General features: G+C 59.2%; 16 protein-coding genes. 3 read left to right on the top strand and 13 right to left on the bottom strand.

Annotated features, from left to right (window positions below; genetic code table 11):
* Window positions 1–3: 3 nt before the first annotated feature.
* The 3 genes from HZR20_RS10230 to HZR20_RS10220 all read right to left on the bottom strand — a co-directional run bounded on the left by HZR20_RS10230 (window position 4) and on the right by HZR20_RS10220 (window position 4,597).
* Entirely contained in the window at window positions 4–1,872 is a 1,869-nt protein-coding gene (locus tag HZR20_RS10230; RefSeq protein WP_181686495.1) for a PA14 domain-containing protein, read from the bottom strand.
* Window positions 1,873–1,874: 2 nt separating this feature from the next.
* A complete protein-coding gene (locus tag HZR20_RS10225) occupies window positions 1,875–3,953 on the bottom strand; it encodes a hypothetical protein (protein ID WP_181686494.1) in 2,079 nt (692 codons plus the stop codon).
* 62 nt (window positions 3,954–4,015) lie between these two features.
* The gene (locus tag HZR20_RS10220; RefSeq protein ID WP_181686493.1) at window positions 4,016–4,597 is read right to left on the bottom strand and encodes a DUF2150 family protein; all 582 of its coding nucleotides are present in this window, start codon (window positions 4,595–4,597) and stop codon (window positions 4,016–4,018) included.
* A gap of 174 nt (window positions 4,598–4,771) precedes the next feature.
* On the opposite strand from HZR20_RS10220, the gene HZR20_RS10215 reads away from it, so the two are divergent.
* Window positions 4,772–5,176, top strand: coding sequence for a universal stress protein (locus HZR20_RS10215; RefSeq protein WP_181686492.1), 405 nt, complete (start codon window positions 4,772–4,774; stop codon window positions 5,174–5,176).
* Here the strand turns inward: HZR20_RS10215 and HZR20_RS10210 are convergent.
* On the bottom strand, window positions 5,173–6,198 hold the full coding sequence (locus tag HZR20_RS10210; RefSeq protein ID WP_181686491.1) for a mechanosensitive ion channel family protein: 1,026 nt from the start codon (window positions 6,196–6,198) through the stop codon (window positions 5,173–5,175). The genes HZR20_RS10215 and HZR20_RS10210 overlap by 4 nt on opposite strands.
* Before the next feature lie 160 nt (window positions 6,199–6,358).
* Between HZR20_RS10210 and HZR20_RS10205 the strand changes: the two genes are divergently transcribed.
* The gene (locus HZR20_RS10205; protein WP_181686490.1) at window positions 6,359–6,802 is read left to right on the top strand and encodes a type IV pilin; all 444 of its coding nucleotides are present in this window, start codon (window positions 6,359–6,361) and stop codon (window positions 6,800–6,802) included.
* 12 nt (window positions 6,803–6,814) lie between these two features.
* Here HZR20_RS10205 and HZR20_RS10200 read toward each other — a convergent pair whose 3' ends face one another.
* The 4 genes from HZR20_RS10200 to HZR20_RS10185 all read right to left on the bottom strand — a co-directional run bounded on the left by HZR20_RS10200 (window position 6,815) and on the right by HZR20_RS10185 (window position 11,860).
* Entirely contained in the window at window positions 6,815–8,275 is a 1,461-nt protein-coding gene (locus HZR20_RS10200; protein ID WP_181686489.1) for an RtcB family protein, read from the bottom strand.
* A gap of 86 nt (window positions 8,276–8,361) precedes the next feature.
* A complete protein-coding gene (gene katG, locus HZR20_RS10195; RefSeq protein ID WP_181686488.1) occupies window positions 8,362–10,497 on the bottom strand; it encodes a catalase/peroxidase HPI in 2,136 nt (711 codons plus the stop codon).
* A gap of 182 nt (window positions 10,498–10,679) precedes the next feature.
* On the bottom strand, window positions 10,680–11,090 hold the full coding sequence (locus HZR20_RS10190) for an archease (RefSeq protein WP_181686487.1): 411 nt from the start codon (window positions 11,088–11,090) through the stop codon (window positions 10,680–10,682).
* Window positions 11,087–11,860, bottom strand: coding sequence for a DUF502 domain-containing protein (locus HZR20_RS10185; RefSeq protein ID WP_181686486.1), 774 nt, complete (start codon window positions 11,858–11,860; stop codon window positions 11,087–11,089). The genes HZR20_RS10190 and HZR20_RS10185 overlap by 4 nt, the downstream gene beginning before the upstream one ends.
* A gap of 108 nt (window positions 11,861–11,968) precedes the next feature.
* Here HZR20_RS10185 and HZR20_RS10180 point away from each other — a divergent pair, with 108 nt between their 5' ends.
* Window positions 11,969–12,454, top strand: coding sequence for a GNAT family N-acetyltransferase (locus tag HZR20_RS10180; protein ID WP_181686485.1), 486 nt, complete (start codon window positions 11,969–11,971; stop codon window positions 12,452–12,454).
* A gap of 24 nt (window positions 12,455–12,478) precedes the next feature.
* Here the strand turns inward: HZR20_RS10180 and HZR20_RS10175 are convergent, their stop codons facing one another.
* From HZR20_RS10175 to HZR20_RS10155, 5 genes are all read right to left on the bottom strand, one after another.
* A complete protein-coding gene (locus tag HZR20_RS10175) occupies window positions 12,479–12,910 on the bottom strand; it encodes a metal-dependent transcriptional regulator (protein WP_181686484.1) in 432 nt (143 codons plus the stop codon).
* Between the two features lie 46 nt (window positions 12,911–12,956).
* Window positions 12,957–13,436, bottom strand: a complete 480-nt coding sequence (locus HZR20_RS10170) for a ferritin-like domain-containing protein (protein ID WP_181686483.1) — start codon at window positions 13,434–13,436, stop codon at window positions 12,957–12,959.
* 95 nt (window positions 13,437–13,531) lie between these two features.
* Window positions 13,532–14,743 (bottom strand): Fe-S cluster assembly protein SufD, encoded by a 1,212-nt coding sequence (sufD, locus tag HZR20_RS10165; RefSeq protein WP_181686482.1) that lies wholly within the window; start codon window positions 14,741–14,743, stop codon window positions 13,532–13,534.
* Window positions 14,740–16,167: a Fe-S cluster assembly protein SufB gene (sufB, locus tag HZR20_RS10160; protein WP_181686481.1), complete on the bottom strand. Its 1,428-nt coding sequence runs from the start codon at window positions 16,165–16,167 to the stop codon at window positions 14,740–14,742. The genes sufD and sufB overlap by 4 nt, the downstream gene beginning before the upstream one ends.
* Window positions 16,168–16,179: 12 nt before the next feature.
* Window positions 16,180–17,088, bottom strand: a complete 909-nt coding sequence (locus HZR20_RS10155) for an ABC transporter ATP-binding protein (protein ID WP_181686480.1) — start codon at window positions 17,086–17,088, stop codon at window positions 16,180–16,182.
* Window positions 17,089–17,138: the final 50 nt, after the last annotated feature.

Here is a 17,138-nt window from a genome sequence, read left to right as displayed (position 1 = left end):
GTTCTACTTTGGTCGATAGAGTCGGCTTGGCGGGATCGGTTCTGGGCCACTCGTTTCGTTGCCAAAACCGACGGCAAGTGACTGGACTCCCGTATGTTCGAAGTAAACCACCGTTACGTTGTGGTATCCGCTTTCGAGAGCCACTCGTCCGCTTGCCGTCTCTTCTGGATGGAGTCCGCCGTTGTCGACGACCAGTTTTCCGTCGACGTAGAGACGACTCCCATCGTCGGAACTTGTGTTGAATATATACGTGTCTGTCTTTGAGACGTTGAGATACGTCTGATATCTGAACGCAAAGTTGTCTTCACGATGGGATGGTTCAAGATCAATACTTTCATTGTCCCCGTTTCGATCGGCCGCGGACCAATTCACACTATCGAGTGAGGTAATACTCGACGCTTCGTAATATTGGTACTCAACGCCGTTGTCACCCGTTCCTGGTGAAAGTGCAGGGAGGAGATCGAGGACTGCAACGGAGGTTTGCATCGAGTCTGATCGACCCGCATCGTCTGTGACAGTGAGCGTCACAGGATAGGTTCCATTTGACCCGTAGGTATACTCGACTGTGGGGTTCGATGTCGTAGTCGTATTCCCGTCGCCGAAGGCCCACTCGTATTCGGAGATCGAGCCGTCAGCAGTCGTCTTGCTTGCGTTAAAAGTGCACGTGAGTCCCACACAATCGGTGTCGAAATTTACGCTCGGAGCAGGCGTTCGGAACAGAGCGCTTGCGGGGATTTCGCCAGCATTGACGCCCGGGCCAGACCAGTTTACAGTCAGCCCCTCGTCTATCTCGTTTTCGAAGTACGTCACCGTAATTGCGTGTTTACCCGCGGAGAGATTGATAGATCCACTTCGGGTTCGGTTGCCGTGTTCGCCGCCGTTATCGACGATTTGTTGATCCCCGATATACAGATAACTCCCGTCATCTGATCGGGTCGAGAACGTGTACGTTCCGTTCGAAGGAACTTCGACGTAGCCAGTGAAACGGAACGCGAAGTTGTCTTCCCGGTGGGCGGGGTCGAGATCGATCTGGTCTGTCTCTCCCGTCCGCACCGGTGATTCAGCTTCGAAGTCCGGCATACTCGTGTAATCAGCTGCCTCGTAATACTCGTACTGCACACCGGCCTCTGTCGATTCGGGATTGTCGGGTGCACGTAGGTAGTCGATAGTGATCGTCAACGACGTGGTGTCTTCCCGGCCATCACTGTCGACGACGGTAAGCGTGACCTCGTAATCGCTAGTGTTCGTGTAGGTGTGGTTTATGCTCGGATCGGTCGTGTTCAGTGTCGTCCCGTCTCCGAACGCCCACTCGTAGCGAGCGATGGATTGGTTTGCAATCGATCCGCTCGCGTTGAACGTCACCGTTTCACCTGGCTCGACATCTTGTGGACTGTACGTTAGCGATGCTAGCGGCCCGGGGACTGCTGGTATATCGAACGCCTGATCGACCAAGACAGTGTTCGTCTGCTCGTGAACGACGAGTACTTGGACCGTCTCGCCCGTCAATCGTTGCTGATGGATGTATCTCTCACCTGGACTGAACTCGCTGTCGTCATTCCCCGACACAGCATCGCTATCCAGAGTTACCCTCCGTTCACCACTCCCATCGCGGATGAGTAGTTGTAACTCCTCGATCGCGACTGTGTCTCCGCCTTTGTGAATCACTTCGATACCGGTACCGGAGACCTCGATATCAATATCGAGGACCGGTTCGTCGGTCGTATCGACGGTGCCCAAGATGACGACGCCAACGAGTGCCGATAGGATGACGATGACTGCCGTCAGGAGAATGACGCCGATGACCTCTGATTGACCTCGTTTCGGAGGGTCGACGTCACTGTTTCTTTTTTCAATTTGTGCGGAGTGGGTCATCACTAGGCCGTGAACGTGAACTCTTCCGTGACTTGAGTCCCATCAACGGTGTACGTGATTGTGATATTCAGCTGCTCACCAGTCATGTTCTGGTTTTGTGTATTTCCAGAGCCACCGGAAGCAACGTAAAACTCATAAAATGAGATAGTAGCTGAGTTACCAGCGTTGATCACTGCCTCAGTTCCACTGTTGTACCTGCCACCTTCGCCAACGTCAACTGTTAATCCATCAGCTGGAATTGCAACGCCTCCACCATAATCGGTGTAAGCATCGGTATCAGCGGCAATGTATACTTCCACATCTTGTGGGTTCGGTGAGTTAAGTAGATCATCACTGAGTTCTACTATGTTATCATTCACCGGATCAATCGTGATCGAATCGATAGTAACAGCTGACCCATATTCATTTGTTACGCTGAATTCAACGCCCCCAGCTCTGTCCGGGTTTGGTGTGTCGTCTCCGTCCACAGCTGCTGCATCGCCATTATAGATGAGGCCGAGTGCATTGATAACTTCCAAGACCAACGTGTCTCCACTCGACCCACTCGACGTGTACGCTTTGACAAATCCATTGTCCAGTGCTTGAAATTCCGTCGAATTTTTGCCGTTTGAATCTGTCACTCCGGTAGAACGCGATAACGAAACAATTGACGTGTCGTTGAGTGCGTACTCCACAGTTGCCCCTTGGGCGATTGGATCGGTTCCCATCGTCACTGCTCCCGTCGAAGATTGACTGGCATCGAATGTACAGACCTCATCCAGCTCATTCGGGCATTTGACCGGACTTTGACTGCTCACCCAGTCGACTACGTACGCCCCAGTCCCGTTCCCGCCCCCTGTGTCCAGCCCACTCCCGTCGGTGTTCTGGACGGTAACGGTCACCGAGACATTCTCAGGACCTCTCGGATCGAATGCACTGGTTGGCTGCCCATCGAGGCTCACGTTGATCCGGATGTTTCGACTGGCTTGCCCTGCAATGTCTTCGGCCAGATACCGAAACTCAGCTCTGCCATCTTCGTCTGTATTCACCGTCGAATTGGCCAGGCTTCCGTTCTCAGGGCCGGATTCGACGCTTGCAAACAGTTCTACCCCCGAGACAGGATTGTTGAACTTGTCACGTGCTTCGACGACCACCGATCGTTCACTTTTTTCTTGCATCGACCCGCCGTCACCGGCGATATCTGTGATATATCTGGCCGATTCCGACTCGGTATTCGTTCCGACGCCTACTTTCGCCATCCGAAGCGTGTACGTCTCCGATTGTTCGAATTCGATCGAGACGAGATCGAACGATTCCTCGGCCAGCGGGGTCCCATCGACGCTGACGACGTATCCGCTCTGGTCGACGAACTGATCGGAGTCACGCAATAGCGACCGCCAGTCACTGGCGTTTCGCATCGACGCGAACTGGATAGTAACGTTCTCGTCGGTCTCGTTGGTGATCGCTACGTCGGTCTGGGAGGCACTGAGTGCTTCCAGATCGAGCGACACCGACTGACTCGACCGCCGGTCGTACGACCCCTCGATCGCGACGAGGGTAATCTTCCGGCCATCGACGAGTTGCTGTCCCGATGTCCACAAGCTTGCGTCGTCGAATTGCCGGAACAGTGCCGTGGTATCGTAGCCGATCGTGGGCGGATCAGTAAATTCGCTGTAGTCCGGCGTGTACCCGATCGCTCCTGAATACCGGGTCTGGTTCGCTCCGGTCCAGTAATCGTTCGTCTCCTCATCGGTTGCGCGTGCATTGGCGACTGTCAGATTGATCGCCTCCTCGCCCGTCCCGACTGTACGCAGGCGCCCACCTGGCGGTGGGGGATTCAACGCGACCAGTCGCGCTGGATAGCTGGTCCCCAGGGCAATGCCGACCGATCGTCCCTCGCCCGTCTTCGGTACTGAGACGATCGAATTCCGTAGATCTTGCATATCACCGGCGACCGTCTGCAGGTGATTGGCCTCGACCTGTTCGTTCTGGTTTGGGACGACAAACGCCTGAAAGAGCGAGAACGCGATTATGAGCACAGCAAACAGTAGCACGGCCCCTATCTGAATTGCTTGGGCGCGCTCGTCGTCCCGGAACGACATTGCGTTACCTTTCGTCGTCGTCGATAAAAATGTGTGTGCCTGCCCCGGCGTCGACTCGTGGTTCAGGCGTCGTCTTCTTCGACGACTTCCGGGTCACTCAAGGCCGTCTGCAGACTGTCGAGGCCGTTGACCCACTCAGCGACGAGTCCGAACTCGAGTTCGTCGACGATATCCATCGACAACTCGTCTTCGTCGGCGAATATACGTGTCCCGGCCTGCACACAGTAGCCGAGCGCGGCGTCCATATCTTCGTTCGCTTCGGCGTCTCCCGCTGCTTCGATCAGGTTGTCAACCGGTGCCTCAGCGACATCACCGGCAACATACTCCTCGGCTGCATAGAAGACACAGACCAGCGACGTCTGGACGCCGTCGACGACCATCAGTTTCTCTTCGTCGTCCATTTCGACCTCTTTGAGAACGATGTCGCGGACGGACGCGAGTTCTTCGAGGGCTGCCTCGGTGTCGAGTTCGTCGTCCTCGTAGTCGGTGACGATCTTGGCGACGGCGATCGCGGCGTCATCCTGGAGATTCAACAATAGGCGGGCAGAGTCTTCTTCTTCGGGATCGATGCTCTCAGCTTCGATGCGCTCGATCCAGTTTTTCCAGCGTTCTTCTGTGTAGTATTCTCCCGGTGGTGCGCTCATATCACTCCGTTCGTGCCTCCGGGGTTATGGCTTTCGCTAGGCTACGATACCGACAGGTGCTCACGCCTGCTGGGCTGTCTTCGATCTGGGTCAGTTCACGAACGAATCTCGCGACAGTGAACTCCACTCCGGGAAGCGAAACGTTGAGGATCGGCGACGGGCTACCACATGCTGATGTCGACCGTTTTGGCCCCTGTCAGATATCCGCTCTCCGAGCATTCCCGTGCAACGCTTTCACGGGCAATCGAGGTTGCCCACGAGGAAGATGCTGACCTGGCAGTGTTACACGTCAATCTCCACCAGGCCAACGGCCACGTAGCGCGACCGGAACTCAAATCTGCAGTGGAAGATGCCTTCGGGACGTTGCCGAATACACGGTACGTCGTCAGATCAGGCTTGCTCGTCGAGGAGACGATCCTCGAAGAAGTGGCGGCGATGGACGTCGATGTCGTCGTCATCGGCCGGAAACAAGTCAGCCGCTGGCGGGAGATGGTTCGGCGACTCGCAGACGATCCGGATATCGCCGCTTATCTCGACGGGGAACTGGATTGCCGGGTCGTCACGGCCTCGATCGATTAATCGGGAGATGGACCGTCCGTCGGCTCACCTCCCGAAGGCGGTCGGATCGAGCTATCTCCGGCTCGGCTTGCTCTGTTCTCATCGTGTCTGATCGGCAACTCGCCGCTAGTTTCGTCGAACATCAGATGGGAGTGTGGGTAGGCGATCTCGACATCGATGTCTTCGAGCGCCTCCCAGATCGCCGTCTGGACGCGTGATCGCGTCGCCAGAAGTTTGTAGGGCTCTTTGATCCAATACCGAAGTGTGAGTTTCACTCCGTGGTCCCCAAACTCGTTGACATAGCAAGTCGGCCCAGCCGGATACCGGGCAGCACCCACGCGAATGTCAGGTCCTCCTTCGATGACGCCTTCGACGCCTCTGGCGGCTCGCTCGAAGCGGTCCCGGGCGGTGTCGAGATCTCCTTCGTAGGTGACGACAACGTCGATTGCGCGTCTCGTCCGTGGATCCTCGGCCGAATAGTTTACCACGTCGCGGTCACGAATGGCTCCGTTCGGAATGACCAGAAACGTATTATCGAGCGTGAATATCTTCGTGTACCGGAGCGTGATGTCTTCGACGAACCCTCGTTGGTTCGTGTCTACCAGTTCGACCATGTCCCCGATCTCGTAGGGCTGATCGGCCAACAGGAAGACCCCACTGATCACGCTGCCGACGATCGGCGCGAGGACGACACCGACCACGGCCGAGAAGACAGTGACTGAAAGCGCGATATCGCCCAATTTCAACCCAAATATCCGAAGAATCACCAGCAACGCAAGTACAAACACGCCGGCGCGAATCCCACTGAGGAACGTGCGCGTCAGACTCGGTCGGCGAAATCGTCTGGCGATGCGTCGGCCAAAGAGGGTTACCAATCCCCGGGAAAGTAGCCAGGCACCGACCAGCACGACAATCACTGCCAAGAGCTCAATCACCCAACTGGGAATCCAGGCTGGCACCAATTCAGCGACACGCGTTATGCCCGACGTCTCGGTGGTTGGCGTCGAAAAAATCAACGGGAAGATAACGGCGGGCAACTGCATGCACGCAGAGACTGTCCCGGAAGAAAAAAGCGTTGTGACCACCCACCGAAACTCCGGTCAGTTCCGTCTCGGTTGTGGCTCAGATCGCTTGTCGATGGCTGCCCGTCTCGGGGGGTAACAGGGCGTGTAATCTTTCAGTGACGCGGTCGAATCAACTTGCATGGCCGCGTCCGAACCCGATGACCGCGCTGTCTCTGAGATGATGGCCGTCGCCACGCTCGTTGCCATGGCGCTGTTACTCGTCGTCGGGATGGGACTGAACGTGTTCTTGCTCGCGCCCAGTGATTCCGGTGCCCCCAGTGCTAACTTTACCTTCCGGTATGTCGAGCAGAGCAGCGCATTGATTGTGACACACGAGACGGGCGATAGTATTCGGGCCGCGGACGTCTACGTCGAAGGGCAAGATGGGAACGTGACGTGGGCGGCCCTCGCAGGATGGAACGAATCGAGAATGATACAAGAAGGAGACATTGTACAGGTCGCCCAAGGTGGGGCCTACGGCGCACCGATAGGGGCGAACGATGAGATAGATCTCGTCTGGTGGAACGCAACAGCGAACGGGACAGCGGTACTCGACAGCTGGACGGGTGCGGACGGTCCGTAGACAGCGAGGCCGTCAGCCCTTGATGTTACACACCGGGAACGTCCGCGCGACGCGATCACCGATGCCGAGTGCATCCGAGACCCGGACCACTTCGTCGACATCCTTGTAGACGCCCGGCGCTTCCTCGGCAACCGTCGCACCGCTTTCGGCTCTGACGTAGATCTGCTGGTGATCCTGTAGATCGTCTTGGACGTCCTCTCCCCAGTAGATGTCTTTGGCTTCGGTCCGGGACATCAATCGACCTGCGCCGTGGGCCGTCGAGCCGAACGTCTCTTCCATCGAGTGCTCGCCGCCGCGCAGAATGTAGCTCCCGGCGCCCATACTTCCGGGGATGATGATCGGCTGGCCGACATCCCGATATGCGGCCGGCACCTCGGGATGGCCGGCCGGGAACGCCCGTGTCGCACCTTTCCGGTGGACGAAGAGTTCTCGATCCTCTCCGTCGATATCGTGTGCCTCCTTCTTTGCAATGTTGTGGGCCACGTCGTATAGGAGATCCATCTCCATGTCACGCCAGTCACGGTCGAACACGTCGGCGAAGACCTCTCGCGTCCGATGCATGATGAGCTGTCGGTTGACCCACGCGAAGTTGATCGCGGCGTTCATCGCGGCGTAGTACTCCTCGGCGAGATGGCTGCCCGCCGGCGCGGCCGCGAGTTCCTTGTCCGGCAACTCGTTCAACAGTCCCTGGTGGGTCTGTTCGATCTCCCGCAGGTAGTCGGTACAGACCTGGTGGCCCAGTCCGCGCGAGCCACAGTGAATCAGGACGACGATCTGGTCTTCTTCGAGGCCGAAGCTCTCCGCGACGTCGTCGCGGTAGACGTCCGTAACGCGCTGGACCTCCAAGAAATGATTCCCGCTACCGAGACTCCCGAGTTGCTGGCGGCCCCTGTCTTTGGCCTTCTTCGAGACGGCAGCGGCGTCGGCACCTGGCCGCACGCCCTCATCCTCACAGTGGGCGAGGTCGTCCTCGACGGCGTAGCCCTCTTCAAGCGCCCAGTCGACGCCGCGTTCGAGCACGTCTTCCAGCGTTTCAACGTCCGTCTGGACGACACCGCCACCGCCCAGGCCGGCCGGAATCGCTTCGAAGAGGGCATCGACGAGTTCCTCTTCGCGACCCTGGATATCACTATATTCCAGATCCGTCTTCAACATCCGTACGCCGCAATTTATATCGTAGCCCACCGCTCCCGGCGAAATCACGCCATCTTCGGCATCGATGCCGGCGACGCCCCCGACGGGGAAACCATAGCCCTGGTGGGCGTCGGGCATCGCGATGGCGTACTTCTGGATTCCGGGGAGGTGGCTGGTGTTCTTGAGTTGCTGCAGCGAGAGGTCATCGCTGATCTCGTCCAGGAGCGCCTCGCTTGCGAGGACTCGCGCCGGGACGCGCATTTCGCCCTCCTGTGGGAGCTCCCAGACGTACTCGCGAACCTTCTCCAAGGTGAACTCGCCGGCGTCGTAGGTAGTCATACGCGTTGGTAGAACCTGTGGCACAAAGTAAGGTTCGAAGCGGAGGACGTCGTCGGATCGGCAAACGCGTGAGGGTGAGACGGCCGTTATTCGAGATCGAAGCGATCGGCCTGCATGACCTTGCTCCAGGTGTCAACGAAGTCCTCCACGAACTGCCCCTCGCCGTCCTCGGCCGCATACACCTGCGAGACGGCACGGAGTCGCGCGTTCGATCCAAAGATGAGGTCCACGCGCGACCCCGTCCATTCGATCTCTCCCGTCTCCCGGTCGCGGATCTCGTAGCCGTTTTCGTCGTCGGTCTGCTCCCACTCGTAGCCCATGTCGAGCAGGTTCACGAAGAAGTCATTCGAGAGCGTCCCTGGCTCGTCGGTGAAGACGCCTTTGTCAGTGTCGCCGTAGGTTGCGCCCAGTTGGCGCATCCCGCCGACCAGGACCGTCAGCTCGGGGACAGTCAGGTTCAGCAGTTCTGCCTTGTCCAACAGGATCTCCTCGGGCTTGCGCTCGGCCGCCTCGCCGACGTAGTTACGGAATCCGTCGGCTTCGGGCTTCAGCGCCTGGAAGGACTCGACGTCGGTCTGCTCGGCTTTCGCGTCGGTCCGGCCGGGTTCGAAGGGTACCGTCACGTCGTAGCCGGCGTCGGCCGCTGCCTGCTCGACCGCGGCGTTCCCACCGAGGACGATCAGGTCAGCCAGCGAGACGCGAACGTCGTCGTCCCGGGCGTCGTTGAACGCCGTCTGGATGTCCTCGTAGGTGGCAAGGACCGTCTCGAGTTCGTCGGGTTCGTTGACTTCCCAGCTCCGCTGGGGTTCCAGTCGGATGCGAGCGCCGTTCGCACCGCCACGCTTGTCGCTGTCACGGTACGTCGAGGCCGATGCCCAGGCCGTCTTGACCAGCTGGGATCGGGAGAGATCCGATCCGAGGATGGTCTCCTTGAGGTCTGCGACTTCGCTCTCGCCGATCAGGGTGTACTCAGCATCCGGCAGTGGGTCCTGCCAGATCATCTCTTCCTCTGGGACTTCGGGGCCGAGGAAGCGCTCTGGCGGCCCCATGTCGCGGTGGATCAGCTTGTACCACGCCTTCGCGAAGTTGATCCCGAACGCCATCATGTTATCCTGGTAGCGCTCGAGAATCTCGCGGTAGTCCGGGTCCCGCTTGAGGGCGATATCCGTCGTGAGCATCATCACGTCTTCTTTCTCCTCGGGATCTTCGACGCCGGGAGCCGATTCGTCGAGTTCGCCGTTCTGGGTCGTCCACTGCCAGGCGCCGCCGGGCCCCTTCTCGGGCCACCACTGGTGCTCGAGCAGGTTGTCGATGTACCCCATGTCCCACTCGGTCGGCGTGGTGTTCCACGGGCCCTCGATCCCACTGGTGATCGTATCTTTGCCCGTGCCCGAGCCGTGTTCGTTGTCCCAGCCAAGCCCCTGCTGTTCGATCGGGGCCTCGGCGGGTTCGGGACCGAGATTGTCGCCGGAATCGGCTCCGTGAACCTTTCCGAAGGTGTGGCCGCCGGCGATGAGCGCGACGGTTTCTTCGTCGTTCATCGCCATCCGGCTGAAGGACTCGCGGATGTTTTCCGCCGAAGCTTCCGGGGCCGGTTCGCCGTCCGGGCCTTCCGGATTTACGTAGATGAGGCCCATGACGGTGGCACCGAGCGGGTTCTCGAGGTCGCCGTCCTCGCCGAATCGCTCGGAGGTTTCCATCTCCATTTCCGGCCCCCAGTCGACGGCCTCGTCGGGGGCGAAGTCGTCCTCGCGCCCACCAGCGAACCCGAACGTCTCGAAGCCCATCGACTCCATAGCGACGTTGCCGGCCAGGACGATCAGATCGGCCCAGGAAAGCTTGGGGCCGTATTTTTGCTTGATCGGCCAGAGCAGGCGTCGTGCCTTGTCGAGGTTCGCATTGTCCGGCCAGCTATCCAGCGGCGGGAACCGCTGGGTGCCGCCGGCGGCACCGCCCCGACCGTCCGTTGTGCGGTACGTTCCGGCGCTGTGCCAGGCCATCCGGATAAAGAGTGGGCCATAGTGGCCGTAATCAGCCGGCCACCACTCTTTGGATTCGGTCATCAACTCTTCGAGATCGTCCTTCACCGCATCGAGATCGAGTTTCTGGAACTCCTCGGCGTACTCGAAGTCGTCTTCGTAGGGGGTGTCATCGCGGGCATTCTGGTCGAGAATCCCGAGATCCAACTGGTTTGGCCACCAGTTTTGGTTGCGTTCTCGCATCATCAGTAGAAGGGGCTATTCACACATCAATTTTGCCTTCGGGGAAATCGTCTTCGCTATGAGGGAAAGAATACACACGGATTGGACAATCCCTGCCACAGGTGTCTGCACACCGTAGCACGTGTCGTAGCGAGCAACATGTGATACCGACACGACGATCTCTGGAATTCGATAGTGAGGGGTTAGACGTCGAGGACGACGTAGACGTGCCAGCCGTCCTCAGTCGTTTCGAGGACCATTTCGGAGTACGTGACGGCTTTGATCTCTCGGGCGGAGATCGTTTCCAGGGGGACGCCCCGAGCGCTAGCGTCGACTGACCAGTCGTCGCCGGACTTCTCGACTGTGGCTCGATTATCGACCGGGAGGACGCCCCGAACGTCCCGTTGGTAGATGAGTTCGTCCAGATAATCGAACAGAAGCGCATCTCGACGCTCGGCAGTGACGGCACACTCAAATCGGTCGCCGGTTGTCGGGACGGTCTCGCACATCGCACCAGCCATTCCGTCGGCCGTCGCTGCAAACACGCCTCCCAGTGTTTCTCCCGTCGCCTCGACAGCCACGTCCGCCGTGTGGTCCCTCAGCTCGAAACTCACTGGCTGTCACCGTCCGTCGTCGATTCGGCATCCTCGTTTGTCATCGGCAAGTCAACGGGGAAGTCCTCGGCGTCGGGGAGGACACTCTCGACCTCTTCGGCTGTCGTTTCCTCGCCGATCGAGACGCCGCTGGTCATGATCGACTTGATCCCTGCCTCGATACTCATATCCACGTCCACACAGCGGTCTTTCGGGACGTAGATGACGTATCCTCCCATGACGGGGTTCGGTGACATCGGCACGTACAGTGTCAGCATCTCGCCGTCGTCGATACGTTCTTCGAAGCGATCTGGCGTCTCAGCGGTGACGAATCCTAGTGCATATGAGTTGGGCGTCGGGAATTCGACGAGTTTCACCTCTTTGAAACTGGCCGTGTCGGCGTCCGTGACCATCTCGCTCATCTCGTCGAACGTCCGGTAGACAGTTCCAACCCCGGGAATATTCCCCATCGCCCGGTCGAATCGTGCCTCGAGATGGCCGTCCCCCTGGCGGCTCTCGGCGGCAAATCCGATCAGAAAGATCACGAATAGGATAATCAGGACTGCCAGTAGTTCCAGAACGATCCGTGGGGTCCCACTATCTGCCCCCGCGATGTTTTCGAGTACCTCGATCAATGGGTCGAGCTGGCCGAAGACGAACCCGGCGACGAGACTGAGCACAACCAGCGTAATCAATAGCGGCACGGTGATAGCAAGTCCCGTAAAGAGCGACTGTTTGACGCGTTCGCGTAGCTTCGTGGCACGATCCCGGGACCGATCGGACAGCGACATATAGACAGTGTTTGGCGGCACTCCTGAAAGCATTGCGGGACGAGAAACTGGCCGGCAAATCCTCTGTCGGGCGGTGGAATTATAGGCTGGAGCGTATTATGGCCGATAGTGAGCGTGACCGTCGAGTCAACACGCGTCGAACGCGGCGACGACGACTTCGTCGAGGCCGCGTGGCAGCTCAAAGAACGCATCCGCGAGGAGAACGGCGTTCTCCGGCAGCGCCGCCGGTTCTTCGAAAACGCCTACCGTCGCTCGACCGTCTACGCCTATTATGACGGTGGGCGGCGTTCGACGCTGATTGGATTTGCAGCGGTCCGCCGCGACGGCTATATGCTCTTTCTGGCGGTCGATCCGGAGTATCGTGGGCAGGGGTTGGGGAAACGACTCGTCGCTCGTGTCGTCAAAGATTATCGGAACGTTTCCTGTCACGCTCGGACGACCAACCGCGAAGCGATGCAATTCTATCAGCATATCGGCTTCGAGATCGTCCGCCGGATCGACGGCTATTACGAAGATGGTGGCGACGCCTATTACCTCAAACTCGGCGACGACGAGGGAATTTTCGAGCGTCTCCAGTCGCTGCTTCGCCGGTGAGCATTCGTCTTTCCAGGTGGACAGTCAATCCGAGGCACCGAACTCGACGTCGAGACACTCACAGACGTCGTTTTCGGCGTCGAAACAGTCCGGGCACTCCGGTTCGCGCTCGACGATCGTATCGAGGCGTTCGGCGACTGTCTCGTCGATAACACTCTCGAGTTGCCGGGCTTCGGTTCGGAATTCTTCGACTTCCAGTACCTGAAAGAGGAATCGTTCGATGATACAATACGTCTCAAGCGCGTCTCTGGCCTGGATGATTCCCTCGTCAGTCAGCGTTACACCGTTGTACTTCTCGTGATCGGCTAACCCGCGTTCCTCGAGCTTGCCGACCATCTCGTTGGCGCTGGCTGGGCTCACGCCCAGTCGATCGGCGATCCGGCCGGTAGAAGCCGGTTCGTCTGTCTGTTGCTGGACGAGGTAGATGGCCTTGAGATATTGGTCTGCAGTATTCACGTCGCATCCCTCCGTCTCGTTCTGTCGATCACCGCTGGCCCAGTGTTCATGCTCGTTCCTCCATGACGTCCGTTACCGCCTCGACGCCCCGGGCTTCGGCCCCACGTAGGTCGCCAAGCGTTTGTTCCAGTTCGTCGCTGTCGATTCCAACGGACGCCTCGCTTTCGGCGAGTGCATCAAGGAGGTCGTCGAAGAACTTGTAGGCTGTTTCGGCGTTACAGAGTTGGTCGTACACGATATCGTCGAAGTCCTGATCGGCCTGGTACTGGGCCTCGACCAGTGGTTCGATGTCCTCGTAGGCCACGCTGTTAGCGTCGAGATCGTCGATTAGGGTCTCTAAGCGCCGTCGATGGGTGTTCGCCTGGTCGATCGCGTCCTCAAGGAGTGCGTGTAGCTCCCCTTCGAGACCGTCGTTCGATTCAATATGCTTGCTCGACCTGGCTTCGATAACTTCCTGCAGGACGACGCCGATCTGTAAGAGTCGGGCGAGCTGGTGGTCTGAGGCGATCGGCTCTCTGAGGCTCACCGACTCACCTCCGGTATGCGATTGGGGCCGAGAGACATGTGTGAGGCTCCGTGTGGCACGCCCTTAAACTCGTTCCCGGATCCCAATCTCCGAGGTCAGATGCCCAGGCGTTCGAGGACCAGCGCGTCCAGGTCCTCGCGAAGTTCGTCGACTTCGACTTCTTCTAACACCGGCACGAAGAAGCCTTCGACGAGCATGTTCGTCGCCGATTCCTCGTCGACGCCACGTGAGGTCATGTAGAACAGATCGTCTTGGTCGACCTGCCCGACCGTTGCGGAGTGACTGGCTTCCGTGTCGTGGTTGTTGATGATCAACTTCGGCGAGGCGTCGGCCTCGCTGTCGTCGCTCAACATGAGGGTGTTCTCCCGCTGGTAGGAGTTGGTGTCCCACGCATCTTCTCCGACATCTTGAACTCCCTCGTACACCGAGCGGGCGGTGTCGTCCAGCACGCCTCGCGTGACGAGATCGGCCGTCGTGTGCTCGCCCTCGTGCCAGACGCGCGAGGCGAGATCGAAGTGCTGGTCGTCGTGTCCGAAGAAGGCCCCGACGATCTTCGACTCAGAGCCGTCGCCAAGCAAGCGGGTTTCGACGCTGGTTTTGGTCAGCCGCGAGCCGAGATTGCCTTCGATCCAGTTGATCGTCCCGTAGGTGTCTGCGTGGCCGCGCTTGATCGAGAAGTTGTACGTGTCCTCGGCGAGATTCTGCAAGGCCCCGTACTGGACGGTGGCGTTCTCGCCGGCAGTGACCTCGACGACACCCGAATAGTACTGGTCGCCCTCGACGGGTTCGCCCGTGTGCTGGCGCTCCAGAATCGTCACTGACGACGATTTTTCGGCGACGACCAAGGTGTAGTTGAACAGCGACCGGGAGTTCATCGTCGTCCGGATCTTGACGTCCTCGGCGTCGACACCCTCGGGGACGTAGACGACCGTCCCGGCACCGAACAGTGCCGTCGACAGCGCCGTCAGATAGTCCCGCTGGGGATCGACGACACTCCCGAAGTGGTCCTCAATCAGGTCGCCGTGGTCCTCTAGAGCTTCCGCCCAGGAGAGCACCTCGACGCCCTCGGCCTCGACGCGGTCTTTTTCCTCGGCCCACTCAAGCGGGTCGACGAGTTCCTCGTAATCCAGCGCGTCGAGGTTCGTCCAGTCTCGCCCGGGCGTGCGGATGACCGACGGCATCGGAAGCGCTTCGAGCGCTTCGAAGGCCTCGAGGCGCGTCTCAGTTAGCCAGTCCGGCTCGCCCAGTTCCGCGGAGATCTGCTCGACGTCCGCTTCAGTGACAGTTGCGTGTACCTGCGTGCTCATCCGAGGCTCCCCTCCATCTCCAGTTCGATGAGACGGTTGAGTTCGACGGCGTACTCGATCGGCAGCTCCTCCGTGATCGGCTCGATGAACCCAGCGACAATCATCTGCTTTGCGTCGTCGTCGTCCAGGCCCCGGCTCTGGAGGTAGAAGATGTCCTCGTCGCCGATCTTCCCAACAGTTGCCTCGTGGGCGACGTCAACTTCGTTATCCTGAATCTCCATGTACGGCATCGTGTCCGACGTACTCTCGTTGTCGAACATCAGCGCGTCACATTCGACGTTCGTCTGGGATCCTTTCGCCCCATTGGCGATGTGAACCAGCCCGCGGTAGTTCGTCCGCCCGCCGTCCTTGGCGATGGACTTCGATTCGATGGTGGACTTCGTGTTGGGCGCGTTGTGGTAGACCTTCGCGCCGGTGTCGATGTCCTGGCCTTCGCCCGCGAAGGCGATGGTGATGTGATTGTCACTGGCACCGGGGCCCTTGAGGATCGTACTCGGGTACAGCATGGTCGCCTTCGAGCCCATCGACCCGGATATCCACTCCATGCGGCCGTCGGCCTCGGCGATGGCGCGCTTGGTGTTGAGGTTGTAGGTGTTCTTCGACCAGTTCTGGACCGTCGAGTACTGGACGTGGGCACCCTCCTTGACGAAGACTTCGACGCCCCCACTGTGGAGATTGTGACGGGCGTATTGGGGTGCCGAACAGCCCTCGATGTAGTGGACTTCCGAGTTCTCCTCGGCGATGATGAGGGTGTGCTCGAACTGGCCCATTCCCTCCGAATTCATCCGGAAGTACGCCTGGATGGGCATCTGGACAGTGACGCCCTCGGGGATGTAGACGAAGCTCCCGCCCGACCAGACCGCACCGTGTAGCGCCGCGAACTTGTTGTCGCTGGGCGGGACAGCCTTGGTCATGAAGTGCTCACGGACGAGCTCGGGGTGTTCCTGGACGGCCTTGTCCATGTCCATGAACACGACGCCTTTCTCCTCCCACTGCTCCTGCATGTTCTGGTAGACGATCTCGGACTCGTACTGAGCGCCGACCCCAGAGAGGGCCTGCTGTTCGGCCTCGGGGATGCCCAGCTTGTCGAAGGTGTCCTGAATCTCGTCGGGGAGGTCGTCCCAGTCGTCCTCGCCACCGCGAGTCTCGATGTCTGGGCGGATGTAGGGGATGATCTCGTCGACGTTGACTTCCGAGAGGTCCGGCTGTCCGGGCCAGTCCGTCGGCATCGGCATTTCCTTGTACTGCTCCAAGGCGCGAAGGCGCCGTTGGAGCATCCAATCGGGCTCGTCCTTGTCGTCGCTGATCTTCCGGACAGTCTCCTCTGTGAGGCCGACCTCAGCTTCGTAGGCCGACTTCTCTTCTTTCTTGAATTCGAATCGAGCCTCCGTGTCGGTCGATTCGAGGTCGTTGTCTGAACTCATACGTTGGTCACCTCAGGCAGCCTCGTAAACCTGCTCGCGAACCCAATCGTAGCCCTCGTCTTCGAGCTTTTCGGCCAGTTCCGGCCCGCCACTCTGTGCGATCTGTCCGTCGAGCATCACGTGGACGTGATCGGGCTCGACGTAATCGAGGATGCGCTGGTAGTGGGTGATCTGGAGAACGCCCGTCCCTTGGTCGTCCCGGAGGGAGTTGATCCCCTTCGAGACATCCTGAAGGCGGTCGATGTCAAGCCCGGAGTCGATCTCGTCGAGCACGGCGATCTCGGGTTCGAGGATCGCCGCTTGCAGGACCTCGTTCTGTTTCTTCTCGCCGCCGGAGAACCCGACGTTGAGATACCGCTCGGCGAAGGACTCGTCCATATCCAGCTGCTCCATCTTTTCTTTCAAGAGCTGCTGGAACTCGGCGACGCTGACCTCGCCCTCGTCGGCGGCCCCTTCCATCGGCGAGGTATCATAGCCCGCCTCTTCGTCGTCTTCGGCCTCTGCTTCCTCGTCGTTTTCGAAGAGCTCCTCGCGGCCCTCGAGCTTGGCGTTCAGCGCCGTTCGGAGGAAGTTCACCATGGTGACGCCTTCGATCTCGGCCGGATACTGGAAGCCGAGGAAGATTCCGAGGGCTGCACGCTCGTTCGGTTCGAGGTCGAGGAGATCCCACGTCTGCAGGTCCTCGGGAATCTCCTCGTCGTATTCCTCGCTGTCAAGGTGCAGCAATACGTCACCGTCGGTCACCTCGTAGGCAGGGTGACCGGCGATTATCTTCGCCGTTGTCGATTTCCCGCTGCCGTTCGGTCCCATCAGCGCGTGAATCTCGCCGGACTCGACCGTCAGATCGACCCCTTCGAGAATCCGCTCGCCACCTTCTTCGGCTACCTTCGCGTGGAGACTATTGATTTCGAGTGTTGCCATGTTCTAGGTCAACCGAAAAGTGGTTCCTCTCACCCATGAAGCTTTCGCAA

The organism is Halorhabdus salina (assembly GCF_013839425.1).
Classification (GTDB): domain Archaea; phylum Halobacteriota; class Halobacteria; order Halobacteriales; family Haloarculaceae; genus Halorhabdus; species Halorhabdus salina.
The sequence above is the reverse complement of the archived record's forward strand: the minus strand, read 5'-3'. Positions and strand labels throughout refer to the sequence as shown.